Source organism: Methanothermobacter thermautotrophicus (assembly GCF_014889545.1).
Classification (GTDB): domain Archaea; phylum Methanobacteriota; class Methanobacteria; order Methanobacteriales; family Methanothermobacteraceae; genus Methanothermobacter; species Methanothermobacter thermautotrophicus_A.
Map to the genome: position 1 here is coordinate 127,311 of NZ_QKOF01000006.1, position 21,154 is coordinate 148,464.

At 50.5% G+C, this 21,154-nt stretch carries 22 protein-coding genes; 15 read left to right on the forward strand and 7 right to left on the reverse strand.

What is annotated here, in order from left to right; all coding sequences use genetic code 11:
- Positions 1-5: 5 nt before the first annotated feature.
- The 11 genes from DNK57_RS05085 to coaBC all read left to right on the forward strand — a co-directional run bounded on the left by DNK57_RS05085 (position 6) and on the right by coaBC (position 9,291).
- Positions 6-569 carry a CBS domain-containing protein gene (locus tag DNK57_RS05085; protein WP_192961958.1) on the forward strand — a complete coding sequence of 188 codons (564 nt, stop codon included), beginning with the start codon at positions 6-8 and terminating at the stop codon, positions 567-569.
- Positions 562-1,380 (forward strand): CBS domain-containing protein, encoded by an 819-nt coding sequence (locus tag DNK57_RS05090; RefSeq protein WP_192961959.1) that lies wholly within the window; start codon positions 562-564, stop codon positions 1,378-1,380. Before DNK57_RS05085 ends, DNK57_RS05090 begins: the two co-directional genes overlap by 8 nt.
- A gap of 120 nt (positions 1,381-1,500) precedes the next feature.
- Positions 1,501-2,442 carry a CBS domain-containing protein gene (locus DNK57_RS05095; RefSeq protein ID WP_192961960.1) on the forward strand — a complete coding sequence of 314 codons (942 nt, stop codon included), beginning with the start codon at positions 1,501-1,503 and terminating at the stop codon, positions 2,440-2,442.
- 9 nt (positions 2,443-2,451) lie between these two features.
- Positions 2,452-3,288: a CBS domain-containing protein gene (locus tag DNK57_RS05100; RefSeq protein WP_192961961.1), complete on the forward strand. Its 837-nt coding sequence runs from the start codon at positions 2,452-2,454 to the stop codon at positions 3,286-3,288.
- A 9-nt stretch (positions 3,289-3,297) separates the two neighbouring features.
- Positions 3,298-4,116 (forward strand): CBS domain-containing protein, encoded by an 819-nt coding sequence (locus DNK57_RS05105; RefSeq protein WP_192961962.1) that lies wholly within the window; start codon positions 3,298-3,300, stop codon positions 4,114-4,116.
- Positions 4,117-4,150: 34 nt separating this feature from the next.
- Complete coding sequence (locus DNK57_RS05110) at positions 4,151-5,287, forward strand: RNA ligase (protein WP_192961963.1); 1,137 nt, start codon at positions 4,151-4,153, stop codon at positions 5,285-5,287.
- 11 nt (positions 5,288-5,298) lie between these two features.
- The gene (pheA, locus tag DNK57_RS05115) at positions 5,299-6,102 is read left to right on the forward strand and encodes a prephenate dehydratase (protein ID WP_394354492.1); all 804 of its coding nucleotides are present in this window, start codon (positions 5,299-5,301) and stop codon (positions 6,100-6,102) included.
- Positions 6,103-6,251: 149 nt separating this feature from the next.
- On the forward strand, positions 6,252-6,848 hold the full coding sequence (locus DNK57_RS05120; RefSeq protein ID WP_226891084.1) for a hypothetical protein: 597 nt from the start codon (positions 6,252-6,254) through the stop codon (positions 6,846-6,848).
- 12 nt (positions 6,849-6,860) lie between these two features.
- Positions 6,861-7,388, forward strand: a complete 528-nt coding sequence (locus DNK57_RS05125; protein ID WP_226891085.1) for a PsbP-related protein — start codon at positions 6,861-6,863, stop codon at positions 7,386-7,388.
- 234 nt (positions 7,389-7,622) lie between these two features.
- Positions 7,623-8,120 (forward strand): transcription elongation factor NusA, encoded by a 498-nt coding sequence (locus tag DNK57_RS05130; RefSeq protein WP_192961964.1) that lies wholly within the window; start codon positions 7,623-7,625, stop codon positions 8,118-8,120.
- Between the two features lie 10 nt (positions 8,121-8,130).
- On the forward strand, positions 8,131-9,291 hold the full coding sequence (gene coaBC / locus DNK57_RS05135; RefSeq protein ID WP_192961965.1) for a bifunctional phosphopantothenoylcysteine decarboxylase/phosphopantothenate--cysteine ligase CoaBC: 1,161 nt from the start codon (positions 8,131-8,133) through the stop codon (positions 9,289-9,291).
- 325 nt (positions 9,292-9,616) lie between these two features.
- On the opposite strand, the gene DNK57_RS05140 is transcribed toward coaBC, so the two are convergent.
- Entirely contained in the window at positions 9,617-10,291 is a 675-nt protein-coding gene (locus DNK57_RS05140) for a fibrillarin-like rRNA/tRNA 2'-O-methyltransferase (protein WP_192961966.1), read from the reverse strand.
- A gap of 10 nt (positions 10,292-10,301) precedes the next feature.
- Positions 10,302-11,414, reverse strand: coding sequence for an NOP5/NOP56 family protein (locus DNK57_RS05145; protein WP_192961967.1), 1,113 nt, complete (start codon positions 11,412-11,414; stop codon positions 10,302-10,304).
- Between the two features lie 54 nt (positions 11,415-11,468).
- On the opposite strand from DNK57_RS05145, the gene DNK57_RS05150 reads away from it, so the two are divergent.
- From DNK57_RS05150 to polB1, 4 genes are all read left to right on the forward strand, one after another.
- Positions 11,469-12,371, forward strand: coding sequence for a dihydroorotate dehydrogenase (locus DNK57_RS05150; protein ID WP_192961968.1), 903 nt, complete (start codon positions 11,469-11,471; stop codon positions 12,369-12,371).
- Between the two features lie 4 nt (positions 12,372-12,375).
- The gene (locus tag DNK57_RS05155; protein WP_394354493.1) at positions 12,376-13,176 is read left to right on the forward strand and encodes a dihydroorotate dehydrogenase electron transfer subunit; all 801 of its coding nucleotides are present in this window, start codon (positions 12,376-12,378) and stop codon (positions 13,174-13,176) included.
- Between the two features lie 12 nt (positions 13,177-13,188).
- On the forward strand, positions 13,189-14,181 hold the full coding sequence (locus tag DNK57_RS05160) for an AI-2E family transporter (RefSeq protein WP_192961969.1): 993 nt from the start codon (positions 13,189-13,191) through the stop codon (positions 14,179-14,181).
- A 111-nt stretch (positions 14,182-14,292) separates the two neighbouring features.
- Positions 14,293-16,053, forward strand: a complete 1,761-nt coding sequence (gene polB1 / locus DNK57_RS05165; protein ID WP_192961970.1) for a DNA polymerase PolB subunit 1 — start codon at positions 14,293-14,295, stop codon at positions 16,051-16,053.
- Positions 16,054-16,076: 23 nt separating this feature from the next.
- Here the strand turns inward: polB1 and comE are convergent, their stop codons facing one another.
- From comE to DNK57_RS05190, 5 genes are read right to left on the reverse strand one after another with little or no spacing between them, the layout of a single operon-like run.
- Positions 16,077-16,631, reverse strand: coding sequence for a sulfopyruvate decarboxylase subunit beta (comE, locus tag DNK57_RS05170; protein WP_192961971.1), 555 nt, complete (start codon positions 16,629-16,631; stop codon positions 16,077-16,079).
- A 4-nt stretch (positions 16,632-16,635) separates the two neighbouring features.
- Positions 16,636-17,133: a sulfopyruvate decarboxylase subunit alpha gene (gene comD, locus DNK57_RS05175; RefSeq protein ID WP_192961972.1), complete on the reverse strand. Its 498-nt coding sequence runs from the start codon at positions 17,131-17,133 to the stop codon at positions 16,636-16,638.
- Positions 17,130-18,155: an L-sulfolactate dehydrogenase gene (gene comC / locus DNK57_RS05180; protein ID WP_192961973.1), complete on the reverse strand. Its 1,026-nt coding sequence runs from the start codon at positions 18,153-18,155 to the stop codon at positions 17,130-17,132. The genes comD and comC overlap by 4 nt, the downstream gene beginning before the upstream one ends.
- 10 nt (positions 18,156-18,165) lie before the next feature.
- On the reverse strand, positions 18,166-19,182 hold the full coding sequence (gene purM / locus DNK57_RS05185) for a phosphoribosylformylglycinamidine cyclo-ligase (protein ID WP_192961974.1): 1,017 nt from the start codon (positions 19,180-19,182) through the stop codon (positions 18,166-18,168).
- Between the two features lie 46 nt (positions 19,183-19,228).
- Complete coding sequence (locus DNK57_RS05190) at positions 19,229-21,139, reverse strand: beta-CASP ribonuclease aCPSF1 (protein WP_192961975.1); 1,911 nt, start codon at positions 21,137-21,139, stop codon at positions 19,229-19,231.
- Between the last annotated feature and the right edge of the window lie 15 nt (positions 21,140-21,154).

Sequence of the window (21,154 nt, forward strand, 5' to 3'; positions counted from 1 at the left end):
TTCAGATGGAAATGGAAACAAAGGTTACAGTCCATGATGCCATGACATCGAATGTTATAACAGCCGACCCTGGCATCAGCGTTGCAGAAGCAGCATCAATAATGACCGAGAAGAAGGTTGGAAGCATCATCGTCAAGAGCAACTCCGAACCAGAAGGACTCATCACAGAGAGTGACATCATAAGGAAGGTTGTTTCCAGGGACCTGCACGCCAGCAAGGTTACAGTGGGGGAGGTGATGACCCGCAACCTCATAAGCATAGAACCCGAGAGGGAGCTCAGCGAAGCAGCCAGGTTAATGGCCAAGAACAGCATAAGGAGACTTCCGGTGGTCAAGGACGGGGCACTTGTCGGGATTCTGACGTCATCTGACGTCATGATGGTGGCCCCGGAACTCACAGAGATCCTTGTTGAGAATGCGAGGATCGAAGAGAACAGGGTGCAGATCCCTGAAGGTGAGAGGTCAGTGCCGGGTGTCTGTGAGATATGCGGCAACTTTGAGGAGTACCTTGAGGAGTACGATGGTAAATACATATGTGAGGAGTGTAAAGAGGACCTAGAGGGTGAATGATTTGTTTGTAAGAGACGTAATGACATTAAATCCTGTCTCAGTCTCACTTGAAACCGCCGCCACGAGAGTAAGATCTATTTTAAGGGATGAAGAGTTCAGATGCGTCCCTGTGGTTGACGGGGAAAAACTGAGGGGTATTATAACCCGGGGTGATGTCCTTAACATCACAGCGACAAAGTCCAACCTTGAGGCAAGGGGCATAATGGAAAGGCCAAGGCTGATCCTGACCCCTGAAATGGATGCAATGAAGGCTGCAGCCGACCTGGTGAGGGCCGGTGAAATACAGGCCCCTGTGGTTGAGTCCACAGAGAGCATGAAACTTGTGGGGATAGTCAGCACCATAGACTTCATCTCAGGGTTCATTGAAAACGGATATGAACCCGTCAAGAGTCCAGTGATCGAAATAATGACACCTGAACCTGTCACCTGCCAGCACAGCGATCCTGTATCAGCAGTATGGGATAAGATGGATGAATCAGGATTTTCAGGGCTGCCAGTGATGAAGAACGGCAAACTGATAGGTATCATAACAAGGAAGGACCTCATAAGGTACGGCCATGCCCGGATTCACAGGGAGTCCGGTGATGTGAGGTCAGCGGCGGTTGAGAAGATAATGAAGACACCACCTGTGGCCATAACGCCCGATACGCCTTCTGAAAAAGCTGCTTTTCTTATGCTGGATAGGGACATCGGTAGAATCCCTGTTGTTGAGAATCCGGTGTTCATAAAAAGTGACCCCAGCATGGTGAAGGAAGCCGATCTTCTGGGCATAGTGTCCAGGGAGGACGTCCTCAAAGCATATATCAAGTGAAATGGTGGCCCATGATAAGGGAAGGACCCATCATCCAGAACCCAGTTTTTATTAATAAAATTATTTTAAGTAATAACGATACTTACTTCATGTAAGTATATCTCCCAGAGAGGTGTGTAAATGAGAAAAAAAGACACCATAAACCTGGTAAAGTCTAGGGACCGTGGTCCCGTCGAATTCGAGAGCAGAAACTTCGACCATGAAGGCGATGTGATGGCCATCGCCAGGAAGGAAGTTATTTCCATACCACAGACAGCCACCATCAAGGAAGCAGCGGAGATAATGGTTAAGAACAAATTCAGGAGGCTTCCAATAACAAACCCAGGGACAGGTAAGCTCCAGGGGATAGTTACGGCCATGGATATCCTGGACTTTTTAGGAGGGGGAGATAAATCCAAGATCATCGATAAGAAATATGATGATAACTTCCTTGCAGCTGTCAATGAATCAGTTAAAAGTATCATGACACGTGACGTTATCAGCATAACCACCAGGGATTCAATTGCAGATGCAGTGAGCATGATGCTTGAGAACAGTGTCGGTGCGCTACCAGTAGTTGATGATGACGAGAAGATAGCTGGAATAGTATCTGAGAGGGACTTCGTACTTCTCATGGCAGGGGTGTTCAATGATGAGGTGACAGAGGAGCACATGACAGCAGATGTGATAAGCACAACACCAGGCACACCCATAGAGGGCGCTTCAAAGATAATGGTCAGGAACAGGCTAAGGAGGATCCCTGTTATTGGTGAAGAGAGAAAAACCCCACACCCGGAGGAGGAAAAAATCGTCGGGATAGTGACATCCACTGACATACTCGAGTTCCTTGGAAGGAACCAGGCCTTCAATGCAATGAAAACCAACAGTGCCGAGGAGGTCCTCTCAACACCTGTAAACGAGATCATGGAGACACGGGTCTGCACGGTAACATCAACAACACCCCTGGGAAGGGTATGTGAGCTCATGGAGAAACATGGAATAGGAGGACTTCCCGTGGTGGACTATGGAAACCTGACAGGAATAATAACTGAAAGCGATTTACTGAGGGCAATAGCCGGGTAGGTGGTTACAGTGGATATAGGGAGCATAATGACAGATGAAGTCGTCGTCATGGATGAAACACAGCAGGTTGCCTATGCAAGGAACCTCATGCTGAGACACGGGATAAGCAGGGTCGTGGTTGTTGACGCGGATGGTAAACCGGTCGGTATAGTTACTGAGACAGATATAACCAGGAAACTCCGTGTTAACGGTCCCGACTGGAAGAGGAGACCAATAGATAAGATCTCCATAAGGAGGGTGATGACAGAGAACCCCATAACCGTGAATATTGGCGACACCCCACGGGATGCAGCTGACCTCATGCTGAGGAAGGATGTGGGGTCCCTCCTTGTAATGGATGGGGAGGAACTTGCAGGCATAGTGACCAAGAAGGACCTTCTCAGGTTCTTCAAGGACAGATGCGCCGGCAGATGGAAGGTCAGGGACCTCATGACAGAGGACGTTAAAACGGTAACACCAAACCACACACTCTCCCATGTAATAAGCGTCATGGAGGAGAACAACATCTCAAGGGTGGTTGTGACAGACAATGGCACAGTTGAGGGGATAATAACCTCAGAGAACCTCTCATTCGCAACCTTTGAGGACCCGGAGAGAGGCATACCCGTCGAGAGGATCTACTTCATAAGCAGGACCTCGGAGGATAAGAAGAGGGTCCGGACCATTGCAATGCTAACCGCGGGGGACATAATGACCGAGAACGTGATAACGGTTGAACCATCAGTTGATGCATCTGAGGCAGCAAGCATCATGCTTGAAAACAGTATAAGCGGCCTCCCTGTGGTTGAAGATGGTGAACTGGTGGGAATAATAACCAAAACAGATATAATAAGCGGAATCCAGTAGGTGGAGAGTATGATAATCAAAAACATCATGTCAGAGGATCCCATCTGCATTGATAAGGACCAGAACATATGCGACGCCCTGAGACTCATGGGTAAAAGGAACGTCTCAAGGCTCCTTGTTATAAACACCAACAGCGACCATGAGAGGGAACTCGTTGGGATAGTTACCGAGAAGGACATAGCACTCAAACTCGGATCCTCAAGGTATGGCAACATGGCACCATCCCACTTCCACGTCTCAACGGTCATGACACAGGAACTCATAACAGCAGACCCTGATATGGATGCCGGAAACGCGGCAAACATGATGCTCGAGAACAACATCGGAAGCCTCCCTGTTCTCAGGGACGATGAAATCGTGGGTATAGTTACAAAGTCAGACCTCCTGGACATCTGCAGGGGAAGGGCCTATGAGAGGTACACTGCAGCCGATGTCATGAGCACAGAGATGATAACTGTGTCCCCGGCAGAGAGGGTTGTCCATGCGAGGAGGATGATGATCGAAGCCGGCATAGGCCGTCTGCTTGTCATGGAGGAGGATGAACTTGCAGGCATACTCACAGCCAGGGACATGACAAGGGCTGTTATAAACTTCAGGAAGCTCGTCCCTGACAGGCACAAGCCCTCAAGGATAAGGAACCTCCTGGTGGAGGATATAATGAAGCAGAACGTGAGGACAGTTGCGGAGGATACCCCGGTAACTGAAGTGGCATCACTCATGCTGGAGACAGGTTACGGAGGATTCCCTGTAACCAACCAGAAAGTTGAGGGCATAGTAACAAAGACAGACATCCTTGACCTCATGGTTGAGATAGAGGGTGTCTTCTAAATTACTTTTTTTAAGGAGAGCTCAAGTGAATTCAATGAACAGTGACATCCCCTTCGACATGATCCAGGAGAGGACAGGTATACCATCTTCAAGGTTGAAGGTTGCATTTGCCAGGGGAAGTGTGAGGCTCCTTGAAGCCAGGGGTCTCCGGGCCATCCTCTTCAAGAAGCCCCTCGGTGACCTGGAGGCAGGGACGGTGATCTACCTTGGAGATGAAACTGAGGTCATAAGGGGATTTCCAAAGATAAGGAGGACACTGCTACTCTCACCCACCATCAGGGAACACTTCAGGGACAGGGTTGCTGTAGAGGAAAAGATGAATGGCTACAATGTTCGTATTGCACGCCTGTTATCAGGAGAAACCGTGGCACTCACAAGGGGGGGTCATGTCTGCCCCTTCACCACCACGAAGGCTCAGGAACTCCTCGACCTCGACGAATTCTTCAGGGAACACCCGGACCTCGTAGTATGTGGAGAGATGGTTGGAAGGGATAACCCCTATGTTTCACATGACTACCCGGAGGTCGGATCCCTCGGGTTCAGGGTATTCGATCTGCGGGAGAAGAACACAAACAGGCCTCTCCCTGTTGAAGAGAGGAGGGAACTCCTGGATTCCTATGGACTTCCTAGTGTGCGTCTATTCGGCGTCTACCCAACTGAGGATGCAGCCCAGAAGGTTGCAGATATAATCAGGGCCCTCGGAAGGGAGGGAAGGGAGGGCGTGGTTATGAAGGACCCCTCCATGGAGTTACCCCCCCTGAAGTACACATCATCACAGGCCCATGCGCGTGAACTTGCATACGCCTTCAGCTACCCCTTCGACTTTGGTAGACCATTCTTCTTCAGCAGAGTCATAAGGGAGGGCTTCCAGGCCTATGAACTCGATGAATCAGATGATGAAACCCTTGAAAGGGCACGCCGCCTCGGGGAGGCAATAATATACCCCATGCTCGAGAGGATAAAGAGCATATCAGCTGGCGAGGCCGCCTATGAGGACACTGTCATCGACGTTGAGGACAGGGAGGCAGCAGAAGAATTTATACGTCACCTCGTCCGCCTGGGGGTCTCAGCCACCCTCGCAGATTACCGTGACGGCAGGGCAACCATAAGACGCTTCTACCAGTCAACAACTGACAGGATAAACAACTACCTTAAGGGGGGCCTCTACTGACCTCTCTTCCAATAGCCTACCTGGGCCCTGAGGGGACATTCACAGAGGAGGCAGCCCGGAGGGTCGGTGAGGAACTCATTCCCTTTGATTCAATACTCGAGGTGCTGGGTGCAGTGGCCACTGGAAGGGCATCACGGGGTGTTGTACCCATCGAAAACTCAATAGAGGGGCCGGTGGGGGTCACCCTTGACCTTCTTGCCTGGGAATATGATCTCTGCATAGAGGGTGAGATAATACTCCGCGTAAGGCACAACCTCCTTGTTAACCCGGGTGTATCCATGGATGAGATCCGGGAGGTCTACTCCCATCCCCAGTCCCTTGCACAGTGCAGAGGGTTCCTGGAGGAACTGGGTGCCTCAACACACTCAACACCAAGCACGGCTGCAGCTGCAAGGACCATAATGGGGAGGAGGGAATGCGCGGCCATAGGAACGAGAAGGGCTGCGGATATATATGGCCTCGAGGCGATTGCAGAGAACATCCAGGACTTTGACCCCAACTTCACAAGGTTCATAGTCCTTTCAGAGGGTGACCATGAACCAACAGGAAGGGATAAGACCTCCATAGTCTTCTCACTATCAGAGGATAAACCAGGGGGACTCCATGAGATCCTGGGGTTCTTCGCGGACGCAGGAGTCAACCTCACCAAGATAGAGTCCCGCCCATCAAAGAGGGGTCTTGGCAAGTACATATTCTTTGTGGATTTCCAGGGACACCGGAAGGACCAGCATGTAAGGGAAATACTAGGGAGCATAGCTGAAAGGACCCCCTTCTTCAAGATTCTGGGTTCATATCCTGAAATGACTGATTATTGATTAATTCTGATCCTCAAAGGCGATTAAAACGTGAGTAAGAGCAATGGGTGGGTCATTTTAAGGGTGTGGCGCGGCACTCTGTAAATTTATATACTGGTGAGTACAATATAGATCCGTTTATTATCACTGATTTAATTCAGGAGATGGTGATGATTAGCCAGGATAAGAAAATGCTCCTGAGACAGCTCAAGAAACTTGAAAGGGAACGTGAAGAGGGAAGCATTTCAGAGAAGAAGTACCGATCACTCAGGGAACAGTACACACGTGAACTTGAAACCCTGGAGGCAGTGGAGAACATAAGAAGGCTTCAGGGACAGGAGACTCCTGAAAAGCCCCTTGACCACTGGGTGGAGGAGTCAAGAATAAAGAAGGACAGGAAAGAGAAAGAGGAGCTCATTGAAAAATATGTCAGGACAGATGAGACCAGAAGGAGTAAGAGGCCGAACCTGTCCCTGATAGGGGCCATAGTCCTTGTGGTGGCATTCCTCTTCGGCACCGGTTTCGGCCTTTACTTCATGAATATCCAGCCCGAAACTCCGGCCACGGGGACAGTCACGGTGAATGAGAGCGCATTCCCATCCTTCAACAACACAGTGAAAAATGTAACTGTAACCTCCAATAAGACATTTAATAAGGCAAACACAACACCACAGGAACCATCCACACCATCCACACCATCAACGCCACAGGATAACCAGGGGACAGGTGGCACAGGCGGCAACCAGAACCCGCCATCATCACCCTAGTGAGGTTATGATATGAAGAGGTACATCTTAATCCTTTTCATGGTCATGGTCGTTGCTGTATCCGGCTGCACATCAGAGGATTCAGGAACTGAAAACCAGACAAAAACATTCACAGCAAATAATATTTCATTTGAATATCCATCAGACTGGGTAACAGCGAATTCGCTGGCCAACGACACAGTTGCAGCGGTTGGAGACCCATCATCCGTTGATTCCTCAGGTCTTGCCCAGGTCTCTGTGGTTATCCAATCAAAGGACCTCAAGGGGAACCTTTACGACATGTACAGGGCGAATTATGAAGCCCTTTTCACAAATTCAAGTTACAGGAGGGTCTCGGAGACCAACACAACCATCGGAGGTTATCAGGCCATCGAAAACATCTACACAGTCACATCCAGCGGAACACAGAAAAAGCAGAGGGCAATATGGATAGAGAACAATGGAAGGGTCTATGTGATACTTTGCACAGCTCCGGCAGATAAATTCGATGCCGAGAGCCGGAACTTCGACCTCATTGTCAGGACCCTGAGGTTCCTCTGATTTTCACACCAGCCCCCGAATCCCTTCTTATTTTTTTGCCATCCAAAACTATAAATTTATATTTATCAAAGTACTATTAAACTATAAGGGTCGCTGCAGTGATAAATGGATGGGCTCTTTTTATTTTATCTCCAGGGGTTTAAGGGCTGCTAATGGCTTTTTAAACCAGGATTATACAGTGTGACCTTGTTCACGATAATCACGGTAACCACTAAAGAAAAGGAGGAAGAAGCAATGGTATTGCCAATATGCGATGTCTGTCTTAAAAGCGGAATTTTATGTCAGGGCTGTGAAAATAAACTTAAAACAGGGGAGGTAACTCAAACTGAACTGGAGATTGCAAAGGTTCTATACAGGATTGGAGAAGGAAAACTGGGATTTAAAAGGGCCATAGACCTTGACGGGATAGTCATAATAATCACAGAGGCTGATGAGGTCGGTAAACTCATAGGAAAGGGCGGTAAAATTGTAAAGGCAATATCAAGAGCCATAGGAAAGAAGGTCCGCGTCGTCGGAGAAAACTCAGACCTCAAATCAGTTGCAGAGGACGTTCTAGCACCTGCAAGGATATCAGGGATCAACATTGTATTCGGGAGGGATGGTGAAGAACGCTTCAAGATAAGGGTCATGAGGGAGGATGCCAGGAGGGTGCCTGGCAAACTGGAAACCCTCAATAATATAATAGAAATGCTGACCGGTGAGAGGACGGTTGTAGTTATAGATGATACTTGATGGGGATTCCATGCAAATCATACTGTGTGTCACAGGGAGTGTTGCAGCAATCGAAGCGGTGAAGCTTGCAAGGGAGCTCCGGAGACATGGAGCTGATGTTAAGTGCTTCATGAGTGAAGATGCCTGCAGGATAATACACCCCTATGCAATGGAATTTGCAACAGGAAGCAAACCGGTACTCGAACTCACAGGGGAGATTGAGCACGTTAAATATGCAGGCGCCGACCTGATCCTCGTGGCGCCGGCAACAGCCAACATCATAGGTAAGATGACATACAGGCTGGTTGATAACCCTATATCTTCCCTTCTCCTCACAGCATCAGGCATGGGGACCCCAATTGTCATGGTGCCATCGATGCATGAGGCCATGTATGCAGCCGCATCAGAGAACATCAGGAAGCTGAAGGAGGAGGGTGTTATCTTCATCGAGCCGCGCATGGATGAGGGAAAGGCCAAGTTCCCGGACATTGACACCATAGTACTTGAGGTAATGAGACAGACCTCAAGACAGAGACTGAGGGGTAAAAGGGTCCTTGTGAGTCTAGGGGGGACCTATGAACCCATAGACCCTGTCAGGGGGATTACAAACAGGAGTTCCGGTAAGATGGGCCTCGCAATAGCAAGGAGGGCCTACATCGAGGGCGCCGATGTCACTGTGGTGGCAGGCACTGTATCTGTGGATGTACCTCCACAGTTAAGATCCTTCAGGGCAGAGACGGCAGAAGAGATGGCTGAAAGGGTCAGGGAACTCGTCGCTGACCATGACGTATTCATATCTGCAGCTGCAGTGGCAGACTTCAAGCCGGTCTACAGTGAGAGGAAAATATCCTCCTCAGAGGAGTTTTCAGTTGAACTCAGGCCCAACCCCAAGGTAATAGGGATCGCAAGGGATATTAACCCTGAAGCCTTCATCGTTGGATTCAAGGCAGAGTATGATGTGGATGATGATGCACTGGTGGAATCTGCAAGGAAACAGATCAGGGAATCCGGTGTTGACATGGTTGTTGCCAACGACGTCTCTGTTGAGGGTTTTGGCTCAGACAGGAACAGGGCAATCATTGTTTCAGACATGGTCACCGAGCTTCCTGTTATGAAAAAGGATGAACTTGCCTCCATCATAATTGATGAAGTGATAAGGAAGGTTGGAGACAACCTTGACCAGTTATTATAGCTTGAAAAAAACCTTTCCTGACTCTTTAGAAATATTAACTGCACTTCAAGTTTTTATTCATTTTAAGCTTAGCTGATTTGATTGCAGATACTTTAGCATTATCAATTAAAGGAGTTTAATACTTTAAAATCGTTTATGAATGGATTAAGGCATATAATCCTTGAATAATGCCTTATTAGCCCGTTCAAAAGTAAAATTCAACTCCAGGTTATTGTGAACAATAACCCGGAGGTGAAATTATGGCCTGCAGTTGGGATTGAAATTATGTAATTAATCCAATATATACCTTTTTTACTAAAAATGTATCAAAAAATCATATGCTCTCTTAAACATCCCTTTTGACCAGAACCGCCATGTGGTCCTTTTCGTAGGGATTGAGACCCACCTGATCAATTATCCTGAAACCAGAAGACTCAAGCTTCCCCACTTCCTCCCGGAAGATCTTCCTGGGACTCCTTGTAACATCTATGCTCCGGGCCTTTATCATTATTAGTCCATAACCATCCCTCTTCAGGAAGCAGTCCATGTTCTCAGTGAATAAACGGGTCTGGTCGGGCTGTGCAACATCACAGTACACAAGATCAGCAGCCTCAACCATCCTCAGATAACTTAGGGGCCTTGAGGCGTCCTCGAGGATTGGGACCATGTTTTTCCTGGATTCACATACACCCAGGAGTTCCCTCATCATCCTGGGTGAGAATTCGATGCAGTAGACCCTGCCATCCGTGACGATATCAGATATATGTGAGGCGGTTGTCCCGGCTGATGCACCCAGATAGAGAACCCTGGAGTATGAGCTCAGACTAAAACTCCTTAGACCGTTAAGTATGGCTGCAGCAAGCTTTGACCTCCGGGGGTCCCATACACGGTGCTCCCTGCCACCCCACTCAAGAACCCTCTCACCATAGACCTTCACACCCGGGTTGAGGTTAATGGTGAGGAGGGAGTTCTTCATGATAAAGACGCCATCAATACCCTTAACATTCTTCACAGCATACACCTGCCAGCTATCATTTCCTCTTCCTTCTGAAACCCTTCTTCCCTGCCGGAGGCTTCGGGTTATTATTTTTAATGGCCTCAAACCTCTCATTGAATGATTCAACTATCCCTGGATCGAATTCTCTGCTAAAAACGTCCTTTCTTACTGCAATGGCTATCTTACCAGCCAGGAGCCTTGCAACCTTTCCCCTGATCCACCAGGGGGATGACCTTATGGCTGGGTGCTGGAATATGACCCCATGCTTCGGTGGCCTTGCCCCTGATTTGAGGTGTCTGAAAAGGGCCTTCTCAGCTCCAAGGACCTGTATTGTGGAGGATGGTAGCATGGCAAGTTCCCTCAAACCCCCGGCATGGGCTATGAGCCTCGCACCAACATTTGACCCTGCGAGGGCCCTAAGGTTGGGGGCAAGCTTCTCCATCTTTATGTCAATGTACCTCTCTGTCTCCGCCCTCAGCCTCTGAAGACCCCTTATGCTCTCTGCAAGGCCCTGGAGGACGTGTAGGTCCTCCCCGGTCATATCTGAGCCAAGGCTCTCATCAACATCCATCCTGAAATTCTTCAGTATCTGATCCCGGTCACCATACTCCGCAATGAGCTCAACGTACTGTTCATGACTCCTGATACCATCGAGTTCAGGGAAGTGGAGGGAGTACCATTCCCTCAGCCTCTCTATGAGCTTCCCGGTCTCCTCATCAAGTTCATCGAGGGCATTTATGGCCTGTATTATGGACCTGTCTGTCTCCCGGAGGGACTCCCTCAACCTTTCACGCGCAACCGAGATGAGGGCGTCATGTATGAAGTCCCCCGCGGGCATGTCCAGTATTTCTGCCAGGATATCCTCAAGGTTCTCCCGGAGGTGGATGCCTGCCCTGCTTGGGACCTCGAACCGGAGGTTACTGAACCCTGCATACTCCCTGGATGGTGAGGCCTCAACCACAACCTCATCGTATTCCGGGGTGAGCCTCTCGAGCATCCGCATCTCCTCTGGCGAAACACCACCCCTCCCTGACTCAGCAAGCCTTCCGGGGATCTCATCAACCGGGAAAGGTTCATAATCTATGAGCTCCAGATCTTCACTGAAGGCAAGAGGACCTGCAATGCAACCTGTAAGATAACACTTCATAGGGGTACATCTATAGGTGACGGATATAAATATATTTAGCAGAAGGTGTTTTTCATGCTTGAGACCAGCATATGTAATATTGAACTCCGGAACCCGACCATACTGGCTGCAGGGGTCATGGGTAGCATGGCATCGTCCCTTAACAGGATTTACCGTGGGGGTGCAGGGGCTGTTGTGACCAAGTCCTTCTCACTCAAGCCCAACCCGGGATACAGAAATCCCACAACCGTGGAGGTCACAGGCGGGGTCATAAACGCAATTGGACTCTCAAACCCAGGTGTTGAGGCATTCAGGGAGGAGCTGAAGCTGGTGGATGAGGAGGTACCTCTGATAGCATCAGTCTATGGAGCCTCACCCGAGGAATTTGCCTCAGCAGCGGCTTCAGTGGAGGAATACGCTGACATGATTGAACTGAACGTCTCCTGCCCCCACGCCATGGCAGGGTGTGGTGCAGCAATTGGACAGGACCCTGAACTGACCTTCAGGGTTGTTTCTGCTGTTAAGGATGCAGTGGACGCCCCGGTATCCACCAAGCTCACACCAAACGTCACAGACATCGTGGAGATAGCACGGAGTGCCGAGGAGGCCGGTTCAGACGCCCTTACCCTAATAAACTCCCTCGGACCCGGGATGAAGATCGATATAAAGACAGCAAGGCCCATACTCTCCAATGCCTTCGGAGGCATGTCAGGTCCGGCAATAAAACCCGTCGCGGTCAGATGCGTCTATGACGTTTACCGCAGCGTTGATATCCCCATAATGGGTGTGGGAGGTGTCAGGGACTTCCAGGATGCAGTCGAGTTCCTCTTTGCAGGTGCAAGGGCCGTTCAGATTGGAACAGCCATAATGTATGATGGCCCCGAGGTTTTCATGAAGATATGCAGGGGCCTTGAGGCCTTCATGATGGCCGAAGGATTCTCATCGGTGGATGAGATGGTGGGGCTGGCACATGATTAGGGAGATGGATTCCATGAATGTTCCAGAGGTTCTTGAGATTAAGAGGATAGTTGAGGAATCTGAAACCGTGAAGACCTTCATATTCAGCTGGGACTTCAGACGGGAGGTTAGGCCGGGACAGTTCGTCATGGTCTGGGATTTCAGGGACGAGAAACCCATGTCTGTCTCCCTCATCGACCATGTGAGGTCGGAGATAGGAATATCCATAAGGAGGGTCGGTGAATTCACCGGGAGGGTCCATGGACTCAGTGAGGGCGACCTCTTGGGTATCAGGGGACCCTATGGCAGGGGATTTGAACTCATGGGCAGAAACCTGCTCCTGGTGGGGGGCGGGATAGGGATGGCGCCCCTGGCAGCCCTGGCAGATGAGGCCACCGCAAGGGGTATGCGTGTGGATGCACTTGTGGCTGCAAGGACAGTAGATGAGCTCCTCTTCCTAGACAGGCTTGAGGCTGCCGGTGTGAATATCAGTACGTGCACGGACGATGGGTCCTGTGGATTTAAGGGTTTCGCCCATGAGCGCCTCCTCGAACTTGAGTTAGAACATGATATGGCTGCTGTCTGCGGCCCGGAGCCCATGATGTTCCAGGTGATGAGGATACTGGATGAGAACGCTGTCCCTACCCAGCTCTCCCTTGAGAGATACATGAAGTGTGCGGTGGGTATCTGTGGCCAGTGCTGCCTTGATGATACCGGCTTCAGGGTATGTGCAGAGGGACCTGTATTCTGGAGTCAGGAACTATCTAGGATAAGGGAGTTTGGCCGTTACAGGCGGGACCCGGCTGGCAGGAGAGTGCCCTGGTGAGCTGGTGGTAACATGATAGAGAGACTGAGGGGTGCACTGACATCGGCGTCATTCCCTGTGATGGCCCTTTTACTTCTGTCAGCAATTGTGGTATACCCCCTCTGGACCATGCTATTCCTTGGAGCCGTATTCGCCTACATTGTAAGGCCCGTAGCCCTGAGGATAAACCGGAGGATACCATACCTCTCGGTATCCATCATCCTTGCAATGATCGTGGTCATAATGCCCCTCGTTGGAATCCTTGTATTCACAGTTGATTCCATAATAAATTCAGCCCCATCTCTCCTTTCACTCGCAGGGAGCATCCACGTACCAGGGGCTGGAAATCTACAGCCCTCGGCGGAGAACACACTTGCAAGCCTGAGAACGGTTCTGAGGGACATCCTAAGCGGTTCACTCAACTATGTTGTGGCCATCCTCCAGTCTGTACCAATGATATCCCTTCAGCTCTTCGTATTCCTTTCATCAACCTTCTACTTTGCAAGGGATGGTGGGAGACTCCTGGGTTACATCAGGACCCTGATACCGGAGGAGACAAGGCCCTTCATGGAGCGAATGGCCTCCGAGACCGAGAGGGTTCTCCTCAGCATATTCTATGGCCACTTCCTGACAGCCCTTGCAATAGGTTTAATGGCTGCAACTGGCTTTTATCTTCTCGGATACCCCTACGCCATACTCCTGGGTATAATGACGGGCCTCTTTCAGCTGATACCTGTGATAGGGCCATGGGCCGCCTACACACCCCTCTCCATCTATGACTTTGTCACAGGAAACATCCTGAGGGGAATCCTTGTCCTGATATTCGGGCTCTTCCTCAGCACCATTGACATATACCTGAGGCCCAAGCTATCAGGTAAGTACGCGGATATCCACCCCATGATATTCCTTGTGGGATTTCTGGGTGGACCGGTGGTCTGGGGGGTCGCTGGCTTCATTGTGGGGCCACTGGTCCTTGGTCTTGCATATGCAGCCCTTGAGGCCTACCGTATGGAGGGTGAGGAATAAATGGGGGGAGTATGTTTAGGAGCACCTGCACACTTAACTTCGTTATAGAACAGTAAAGCGAAGTTCATCACCGGGAACACTTTATTAGTCTCACATAACAGAATATTTCACATGGAAAATTACAGGATGGTCCTCCTCGACATCGACTACGTTATCGTCGACGAGGCACCGGTTATCAGACTCTTCGGTAAGGATAAAGGCGGCGGGAATGAGCCCATAATAGCCTACGACAGCTCATTCAGACCCTACATCTACGCAATCCCCACTAACCTCGATGAATGCCTCAGGGAACTCGAGGAACTGGAACTGGAGAAACTGGAAGTCAAAGAGATGAGGGACCTTGGAAGGTCCACAGAGGTCATCAGAATAGAATTCAAACACCCCCAGGAAGTGCCGAAGATCAGGGACAGGATAAGGAACCTGGAATCTGTCAGGGATATAAGGGAACATGACATCCCATTCTACAGGCGCTACCTCATAGATAAATCCATCGTACCCATGGAGGAGCTGGAGTTCCAGGGTGTCGAGGTGGACTCAGCACCATCAGTCACCACAGACGTCAGGACGGTGGAGGTAACCGGCAGGGTCCAGAGCACAGGCTCAGTGGCAACTCAACTCGACATCCTGAGCTTTGACATCGAGGTGAGGAACCCCCATGGCATGCCTGACCCTGAAAAGGACGAAATAGTGATGATTGGCATCGCCGGTAACATGGGCTACGAATCTGTCATATCAACAACTGGCGACCACCTTGACTTTGTTGAGGTGGTTGAGGATGAAAGGGAACTACTTGAGAGATTCGCAGAGATCGTAATTGATAAGAAACCGGACATACTGGTGGGATACAACTCAGACAACTTTGACTTTCCCTACATAACAAGGAGGGCGGCTCTCCTGGGCGCGGAACTCGACCTCGGCTGGGATGGTTCAAAGATCAGGACCATGAGGAGGGGTTTCGCAAACGCCACAGCCATAAAGGGAACGGTGCACGTGGACCTCTACCCGGTCATGAGGAGGTACATGAACCTTGACAGGTACACCCTGGAGAGGGTCTACCAGGAACTTTTCGGCGAGGAGAAGATCGACCTCCCCGGTGACAGGCTCTGGGAGTACTGGGACCGGGATGAGCTGAGGGATGAACTCTTCAGGTACTCCCTGGATGATGTTGTTGCAACCCACAGGATAGCAGAGAAGATACTCCCCCTCAACCTGGAGCTCACCCGGCTGGTGGGCCAGCCACTATTCGACATCTCCCGCATGGCAACGGGTCAGCAGGCGGAATGGTTCCTTGTCCGCAAGGCATACCAGTACGGGGAACTGGTACCAAACAAGCCATCCCAGTCAGACTTCTCCAGGAGGAGGGGGCGCAGGGCGGTCGGCGGATACGTCAAGGAACCAGAGAAGGGTCTCCACGAGAACATAGTCCAGTTTGACTTCAGGAGCCTCTACCCCAGCATAATAATCTCAAAGAACATCTCACCAGACACCCTGACAGATGAGGATGAATCTGAATGCTACGTGGCCCCTGAATACGGTTACAGATTCCGCAAAAGTCCCAGGGGATTCGTACCCTCAGTTATAGGTGAAATACTCTCAGAGAGGGTGAGGATCAAGGAGGAGATGAAGGGATCAGATGATCCCATGGAGAGGAAGATACTCAATGTGCAGCAGGAGGCCCTCAAGAGACTTGCAAACACCATGTACGGGGTATACGGGTACTCAAGGTTCCGCTGGTACTCCATGGAGTGCGCCGAGGCCATAACCGCATGGGGCAGAGACTATATCAAGAAAACAATAAAAACTGCAGAGGAATTTGGTTTCCACACAGTCTATGCTGATACCGATGGTTTCTATGCAACCTACAGGGGATAGCTAATTAAAATCAGGTACATGTTTCAATCCTCAGTGGCTCCCTGGACCTCCTTAATGAAGCGTTCTATTATCTCCTCTGCATCGAGATCGATGACAGGTACATCAGCGTTCCCTGGCTTCACAGGGACATGGGCGAAGACAGGGCCATCCATTTTCAGCGCCCTTTCAAAGTCCAGTTCATCGGTGAATCTGATCACATTGAATCCCATGGACTCTGCAACGGCCCCCAGGTCTATAACATCGGCGTAGGTGCACTGTGAGCCGGTGGTTGCATAGCACCTGTTGTCGAGGAGGACTATGATGAGGTTTTCAGGGGACTGTGCCGCTGCAGTGACAAGTCCGCCGAGGTTCATGAGGATTGAACCATCACCGTCCAGCACAACCACCCTGCGCTCCTGTGAAAGCGCAAGTCCAAGTCCGATGGAGGATGCCATGCCCATGGATCCAAGCATGTAGAAGTGCCTAGGTGAGTCTCTGATACTGTAGAGCTCCCTTGATGGGAACCCAAGGTTGCAAACCACGAGTTCATCCTTAAGGGCACCAGTGATTCTCTCTATGGCTTCAATTCTCTCAAGCATAATATCACCAGTAGGATACATCCAGCAGGACCGCCACAGGCTTACCCATCCTTATGGATGTCTCTGTAAATTCCACTATGGACTTCCTGGCCTCATCGGGACTTCTGGGGGTTATGAAGGGTATTTCAAGGATCCTCAGTATATCCTCAGTGGCCCTCCCCATGGGAACCTGGGCCTCCATGAACTCCCCCTCGGTGCCCCTGTGACTTACAATCATGGTTATGGGGATATGGTAGAGGCTGTAAAGGGATGCCAGGACGTTCACAGAGTTACCTAGCCCGGAGTTCTGCATTAGTATGGCGGTTGTCCTTCCAGCCATGTGGGCCCCGGCTGCGACACCGAAGCCCTCCTCCTCACGGGTAACCGGTACGTGCATGATCCCGGGGTCAGCATCCACCATCTCAAGGACTGCCCTTAGGTTCACGCAGGGGACGCTAACGGTGAAATCTATCCCTGCATCCATCATACCCGCGTAAACAGCTTCGCTACTATCCACTTTCATAGCTCCTTAATTTCAAGATTTAGATCAAGCTCTTCTGCTATTCCAAGAATCCTCTCAAGGAGCTTTTCATCCAGTTCAATACCCTCAGCACGCCTTCTCTTTATGTTCATGGCCTCGATGTCACCTGGTATGAGGACGTCGCCGGTTGATTTAACCTCATCGATGAGTTCATCAACCTGGGCCCTGAACTCATCGGGGTTAACCATCTTTGAGGGGTCGATGGCCATCATGAGGTCCCCCTTGGTGCACATCTCCTCAGGATTTGCTGTCCCCCTGACAGCTGTTCCGAAGGCGGCCCCAACCAGGGGCCCTGCAAGTATCTCTATCATGAAGGAGAGGGCGTATCCCTTATGTCCACCGAAGGGTAGGATGGAGCCCTTAAGGGCCATCTCAGGGTCTGTGGTGGGGTTACCCTCAGCATCCAGGGCAACATTTTCAGGTATACTCTCACCCTTCCTGGCGGCCTCAAGGAGTTTTCCCCGGGCCGAGGCCGATGTTGCCATGTCCACAGAGACATAGTGCCTGTTTGATGGGATGCCTATGGCCAGGGGGTTGGTTCCAAGGATGGGTTTCCCGCCCCCAATGGGTGCGACGGCGGGTTCGGTGTTTGCTATAACAACACCTATCATGTCATTCATGACAGCCATATCTGAGTAGTATCCGGCGACCCCGAAATGGTTGGAGTCGTGGACACCTACAAGGCCAACACCTGTAGCTCTGGCCTTCTCAATGGCAAGCTCCATGGCCCTGTAGGCAACAACGTGTCCGAATATGTGGTTACCATTTATGAGGGCCGTTGATTCGGTTTCCCGCTCAATGGTTATGTCACCATCAGCCCTTATCGTCCCGTGCCTCAATCCCTCAACGTACTGGGGGAACCTCCCGATTCCATGTGAGCTGAATCCCTTGAGGTCAGCGTCAACTGTTACATCTGCAACTATGTCTGAGCTCTCCTCAGGAACATTCATGGCAGTGAGTATTTCCTTTATGATTTTAATTTCCTCTTCAGGGCTTATCCTCATAAAAGTCCTCCTAAAGCTTTATGGTTTCACCGGTGTAGGCTTCAAGTTCAACCTCTGAGCCCCTATCTGTGACCTCTCCTATGGGGTGGGCTCCATCTCCAAGGATACTGAGGGCCTCATCCATGTCATCAGGGGCTACAACTGCACAGAAACCTATGCCCATGTTGAATACCCGGTACATCTCCCCTATGTCAACCCCTGCCTCGCGGATAACACTGAATATCTGCTGTGGTTCTGGCAGGGAATCGAGGCGGTAGCCAACATCCTTTCTAAGTCTTTTGAGGTTGCCAAAACCTCCCCCGGTTATGTGGGCCAGGCCATGGACATCAACATCTGATTCAATCAGTCCCATGATGGGCTCCACGTAGATCCTTGTGGGCCTCAGGAGTTCTTCACCGACGCTGGTGCTGGATCCTGGCATCTCGTCTGCAGGTGAAAGTTCAAGCTCATCAAAGAATACCCTGCGTGCGAGGCTGAGGCCATTGCTGTGTATCCCGTTGCTCTCCAGGCCTATGACAACGTCGCCGGGGGAAACATCCTCACCGGTTATGACCCTTTCCACATCAACAAATCCTATCCCGGTGGCTGCAAGGTCAAGGTTCCGGATTATACCGGGGAGGGATGCTGTCTCACCACCTATTATGGCGACCTTCGCCATTTCAGCGCCCATTGCAAGTCCCTTCCCTATCTCCCCGGCCACTTCGGGGTCCGGGTGTTCGACTGCAAGGTAATCAACAAGTGCAGCCGGTCTTGCACCCACACAGAGGATGTCATTGACGACCATTGCAATACAGTCTATACCCACAGTATCGTAACGGTTCATCATCTCCGCCACAAGGATCTTGCTCCCCACACCATCGGTGCTCATGGCTATGGCCGTATCACCCATTCTTACCAGGGCCGCGAAGTGCCCTGCCCCGGTGATAACGTCACAGTACTTAAGGGTGTCACTCAACCTGGAGGTTAAGCTGGAAACAGTGAGCTCCTCCAGGTCTATGTCCACTCCAGATTCTGAATAGGTTACCATTAAATCACCACTAAAGAATAGTTTAAGGTTATCTAAATAGTTAGCCTCACTGTATCCTGACGGTTTCCAGGTTCAGGGGAGTCTTGGTCTCTATCCTGTATGTCCTGTAGATACTTGATGCCAGGTCCAGTGTCTTGTAGTTGTCTCCGTGGCATAGAAGTATCTTCTCTGGTTTCGGTGATATCCTCTTGACGTATTCCATTAGCTGCCTCCTGTCTGAGTGACCGCTGAAACCCTCAATTGTCTTTATGTTCATCCTGACATTGTAGACCCTCATCTTGTCATCCTCATCCTTGAGGGGGATCTCCTTCCACCCCTTCTGTATCCTTCTACCAAGGGACCCCTCGGCCTGGTAACCCACAAATACCAGGGAATTGTCCGGGTCCTCACAGAGCCACTTGAAGTACTCCAGGGAGTTACCTCCAGTCAGCATACCTGAAGTTGAAAGGATTATGGATGGTTCGCCCTCAACTATGGCCTTTCGCTCATCCATACCGTTAACCTTGTGGAAGATGTCTGAGATGAAGGGGTTGTGACCCATGTGGAATATCTGATCCCTGAGGTCCTTGCTGAGGTACTCTGGCCTTGCAGTGTGGATTGCATTGGCCTCCCAGATCATACCATCAATGTAGACAGGTACCTCGTCGATTATACCAGTCCTTATGTACTCCTCAAGGACTATCATGAGTTCCTGGGCCCTTCCAACAGCGAAGACCGGTATGAGTATCTTACCCCCCCTCTTGAGGGTTGAATAGATGGTCTTAACAAGTTCCTTCTCTGCACGGTTCCTTGATGGCTGGACATCCTCATGGCCCCCGTAGGTGCTCTCCATCACAAGGGTTTCAATCCTGGGGAACCTGTTTGCCGCAGCCTCCAGGAGCCTGCTCTGCTCATACTTGAAGTCCCCTGTGTAGACCATGTTGTGCTGCCCATCCCCTATGTGGAGGTGTGCCATGGCAGACCCCAGGATGTGACCCGCGTTGTGGAGTGTCAGCCTTATATCAGGGGCTATGTCTGTCACCTCACCATAGTCCAGGGTTATTGTGTGCTTCACGCTCTTCTTAACGTGCTTCACATTGAATGGTAGGGGTTCGTCCTCCCTGTGGGCGATGTCGATGTGGTCCAGCTGCAGGAGTGTCATGAGGTCCCTTGTTGGTGCCGTGCAGTACACTGGTCCATCGTAGCCGTAGTGGTAGAGGTAGGGGAGGAAGCCTGAGTGGTCCAGGTGTGCATGGGTGATTATGACTGCGTCAAGACTGTCAAGGGTGAATTCAGGGACATTGAGGTAGGGGTAGGAGTTCTTATCATCTCCACCTGCAACGTTGACACCACAGTCCAGGAGGACCCTGCTGTTGGGTGTCTGAAGGTAGAGGCAGGATCTTCCAACCTCCCTGAAACCACCCATGGCGGTGAGCCTGGCCCAGTCATTATCATACTTTGGCCTCTGATGTATACGGTTCCCAAGCTGCTGCAGAATCTTCTTTCTTTCCTTGCTATTCTTCCTAAGTGTTCTGCGTATTCTTTCTATTATCTCAGATGATATTGGTGGTGTTCTCAGTATCTTGGGAGCCCATCCAGTGTTTTTGACTATTTCCCTTGACGTTGACCCGTACTTGCCTATCACCAGCCCGGGCTTTCTGGCCTCAATTATTACCTCACAGGTGACATCATCAAAGGATATGTTGGTTATCTTGGCCTCCTCGGGCACTATTTCATGTATCTTCCTTATGGCCTTCTCAGGGTCCATGAGGACTGACCTGTCGGATCTTATAATTATCCTCTTCCGGATATCCTTTGCAATGTCCCTTATGAGGTTGCCGTTCTCGGTTATTATCTCGGGGTTCTTTGTGTAGATTACCACCTCGGGTCCCTCGAATTCCACCTTCGCAACCTGGACCCTATCGGGAAGTCTCTGCATTATTGTCCTTTTGATTTCTTCAAGCATCTCTGAAACCATAAGATCACTTCTAAA

Excerpts from the sequence above, each read along its gene's own strand:
- DNK57_RS05085 (WP_192961958.1), top strand. The coding sequence starts at position 6 with ATGGAAATGGAAACAAAGGTTACAGTCCATGATGCCATGACATCGAAT.
- comC (WP_192961973.1), bottom strand. The coding sequence starts at position 18,155 with ATGAGGATAAGCCCTGAAGAGGAAATTAAAATCATAAAGGAAATACTC.
- comD (WP_192961972.1), bottom strand. The coding sequence starts at position 17,133 with ATGAAAGTGGATAGTAGCGAAGCTGTTTACGCGGGTATGATGGATGCA.
- DNK57_RS05110 (WP_192961963.1), top strand. The coding sequence starts at position 4,151 with ATGAACAGTGACATCCCCTTCGACATGATCCAGGAGAGGACAGGTATA.
- DNK57_RS05130 (WP_192961964.1), top strand. The coding sequence starts at position 7,623 with ATGGTATTGCCAATATGCGATGTCTGTCTTAAAAGCGGAATTTTATGT.
- DNK57_RS05160 (WP_192961969.1), top strand. The coding sequence starts at position 13,189 with ATGATAGAGAGACTGAGGGGTGCACTGACATCGGCGTCATTCCCTGTG.
- DNK57_RS05190 (WP_192961975.1), bottom strand. The coding sequence starts at position 21,139 with ATGGTTTCAGAGATGCTTGAAGAAATCAAAAGGACAATAATGCAGAGA.
- comE (WP_192961971.1), bottom strand. The coding sequence starts at position 16,631 with ATGCTTGAGAGAATTGAAGCCATAGAGAGAATCACTGGTGCCCTTAAG.
- DNK57_RS05145 (WP_192961967.1), bottom strand. The coding sequence starts at position 11,414 with ATGAAGTGTTATCTTACAGGTTGCATTGCAGGTCCTCTTGCCTTCAGT.
- DNK57_RS05105 (WP_192961962.1), top strand. The coding sequence starts at position 3,298 with ATGATAATCAAAAACATCATGTCAGAGGATCCCATCTGCATTGATAAG.
- DNK57_RS05155 (WP_394354493.1), top strand. The coding sequence starts at position 12,376 with ATGGATTCCATGAATGTTCCAGAGGTTCTTGAGATTAAGAGGATAGTT.
- polB1 (WP_192961970.1), top strand. The coding sequence starts at position 14,293 with ATGGAAAATTACAGGATGGTCCTCCTCGACATCGACTACGTTATCGTC.
- coaBC (WP_192961965.1), top strand. The coding sequence starts at position 8,131 with ATGCAAATCATACTGTGTGTCACAGGGAGTGTTGCAGCAATCGAAGCG.
- purM (WP_192961974.1), bottom strand. The coding sequence starts at position 19,182 with ATGGTAACCTATTCAGAATCTGGAGTGGACATAGACCTGGAGGAGCTC.
- DNK57_RS05120 (WP_226891084.1), top strand. The coding sequence starts at position 6,252 with ATGATTAGCCAGGATAAGAAAATGCTCCTGAGACAGCTCAAGAAACTT.
- DNK57_RS05150 (WP_192961968.1), top strand. The coding sequence starts at position 11,469 with ATGCTTGAGACCAGCATATGTAATATTGAACTCCGGAACCCGACCATA.
- DNK57_RS05095 (WP_192961960.1), top strand. The coding sequence starts at position 1,501 with ATGAGAAAAAAAGACACCATAAACCTGGTAAAGTCTAGGGACCGTGGT.
- DNK57_RS05125 (WP_226891085.1), top strand. The coding sequence starts at position 6,861 with ATGAAGAGGTACATCTTAATCCTTTTCATGGTCATGGTCGTTGCTGTA.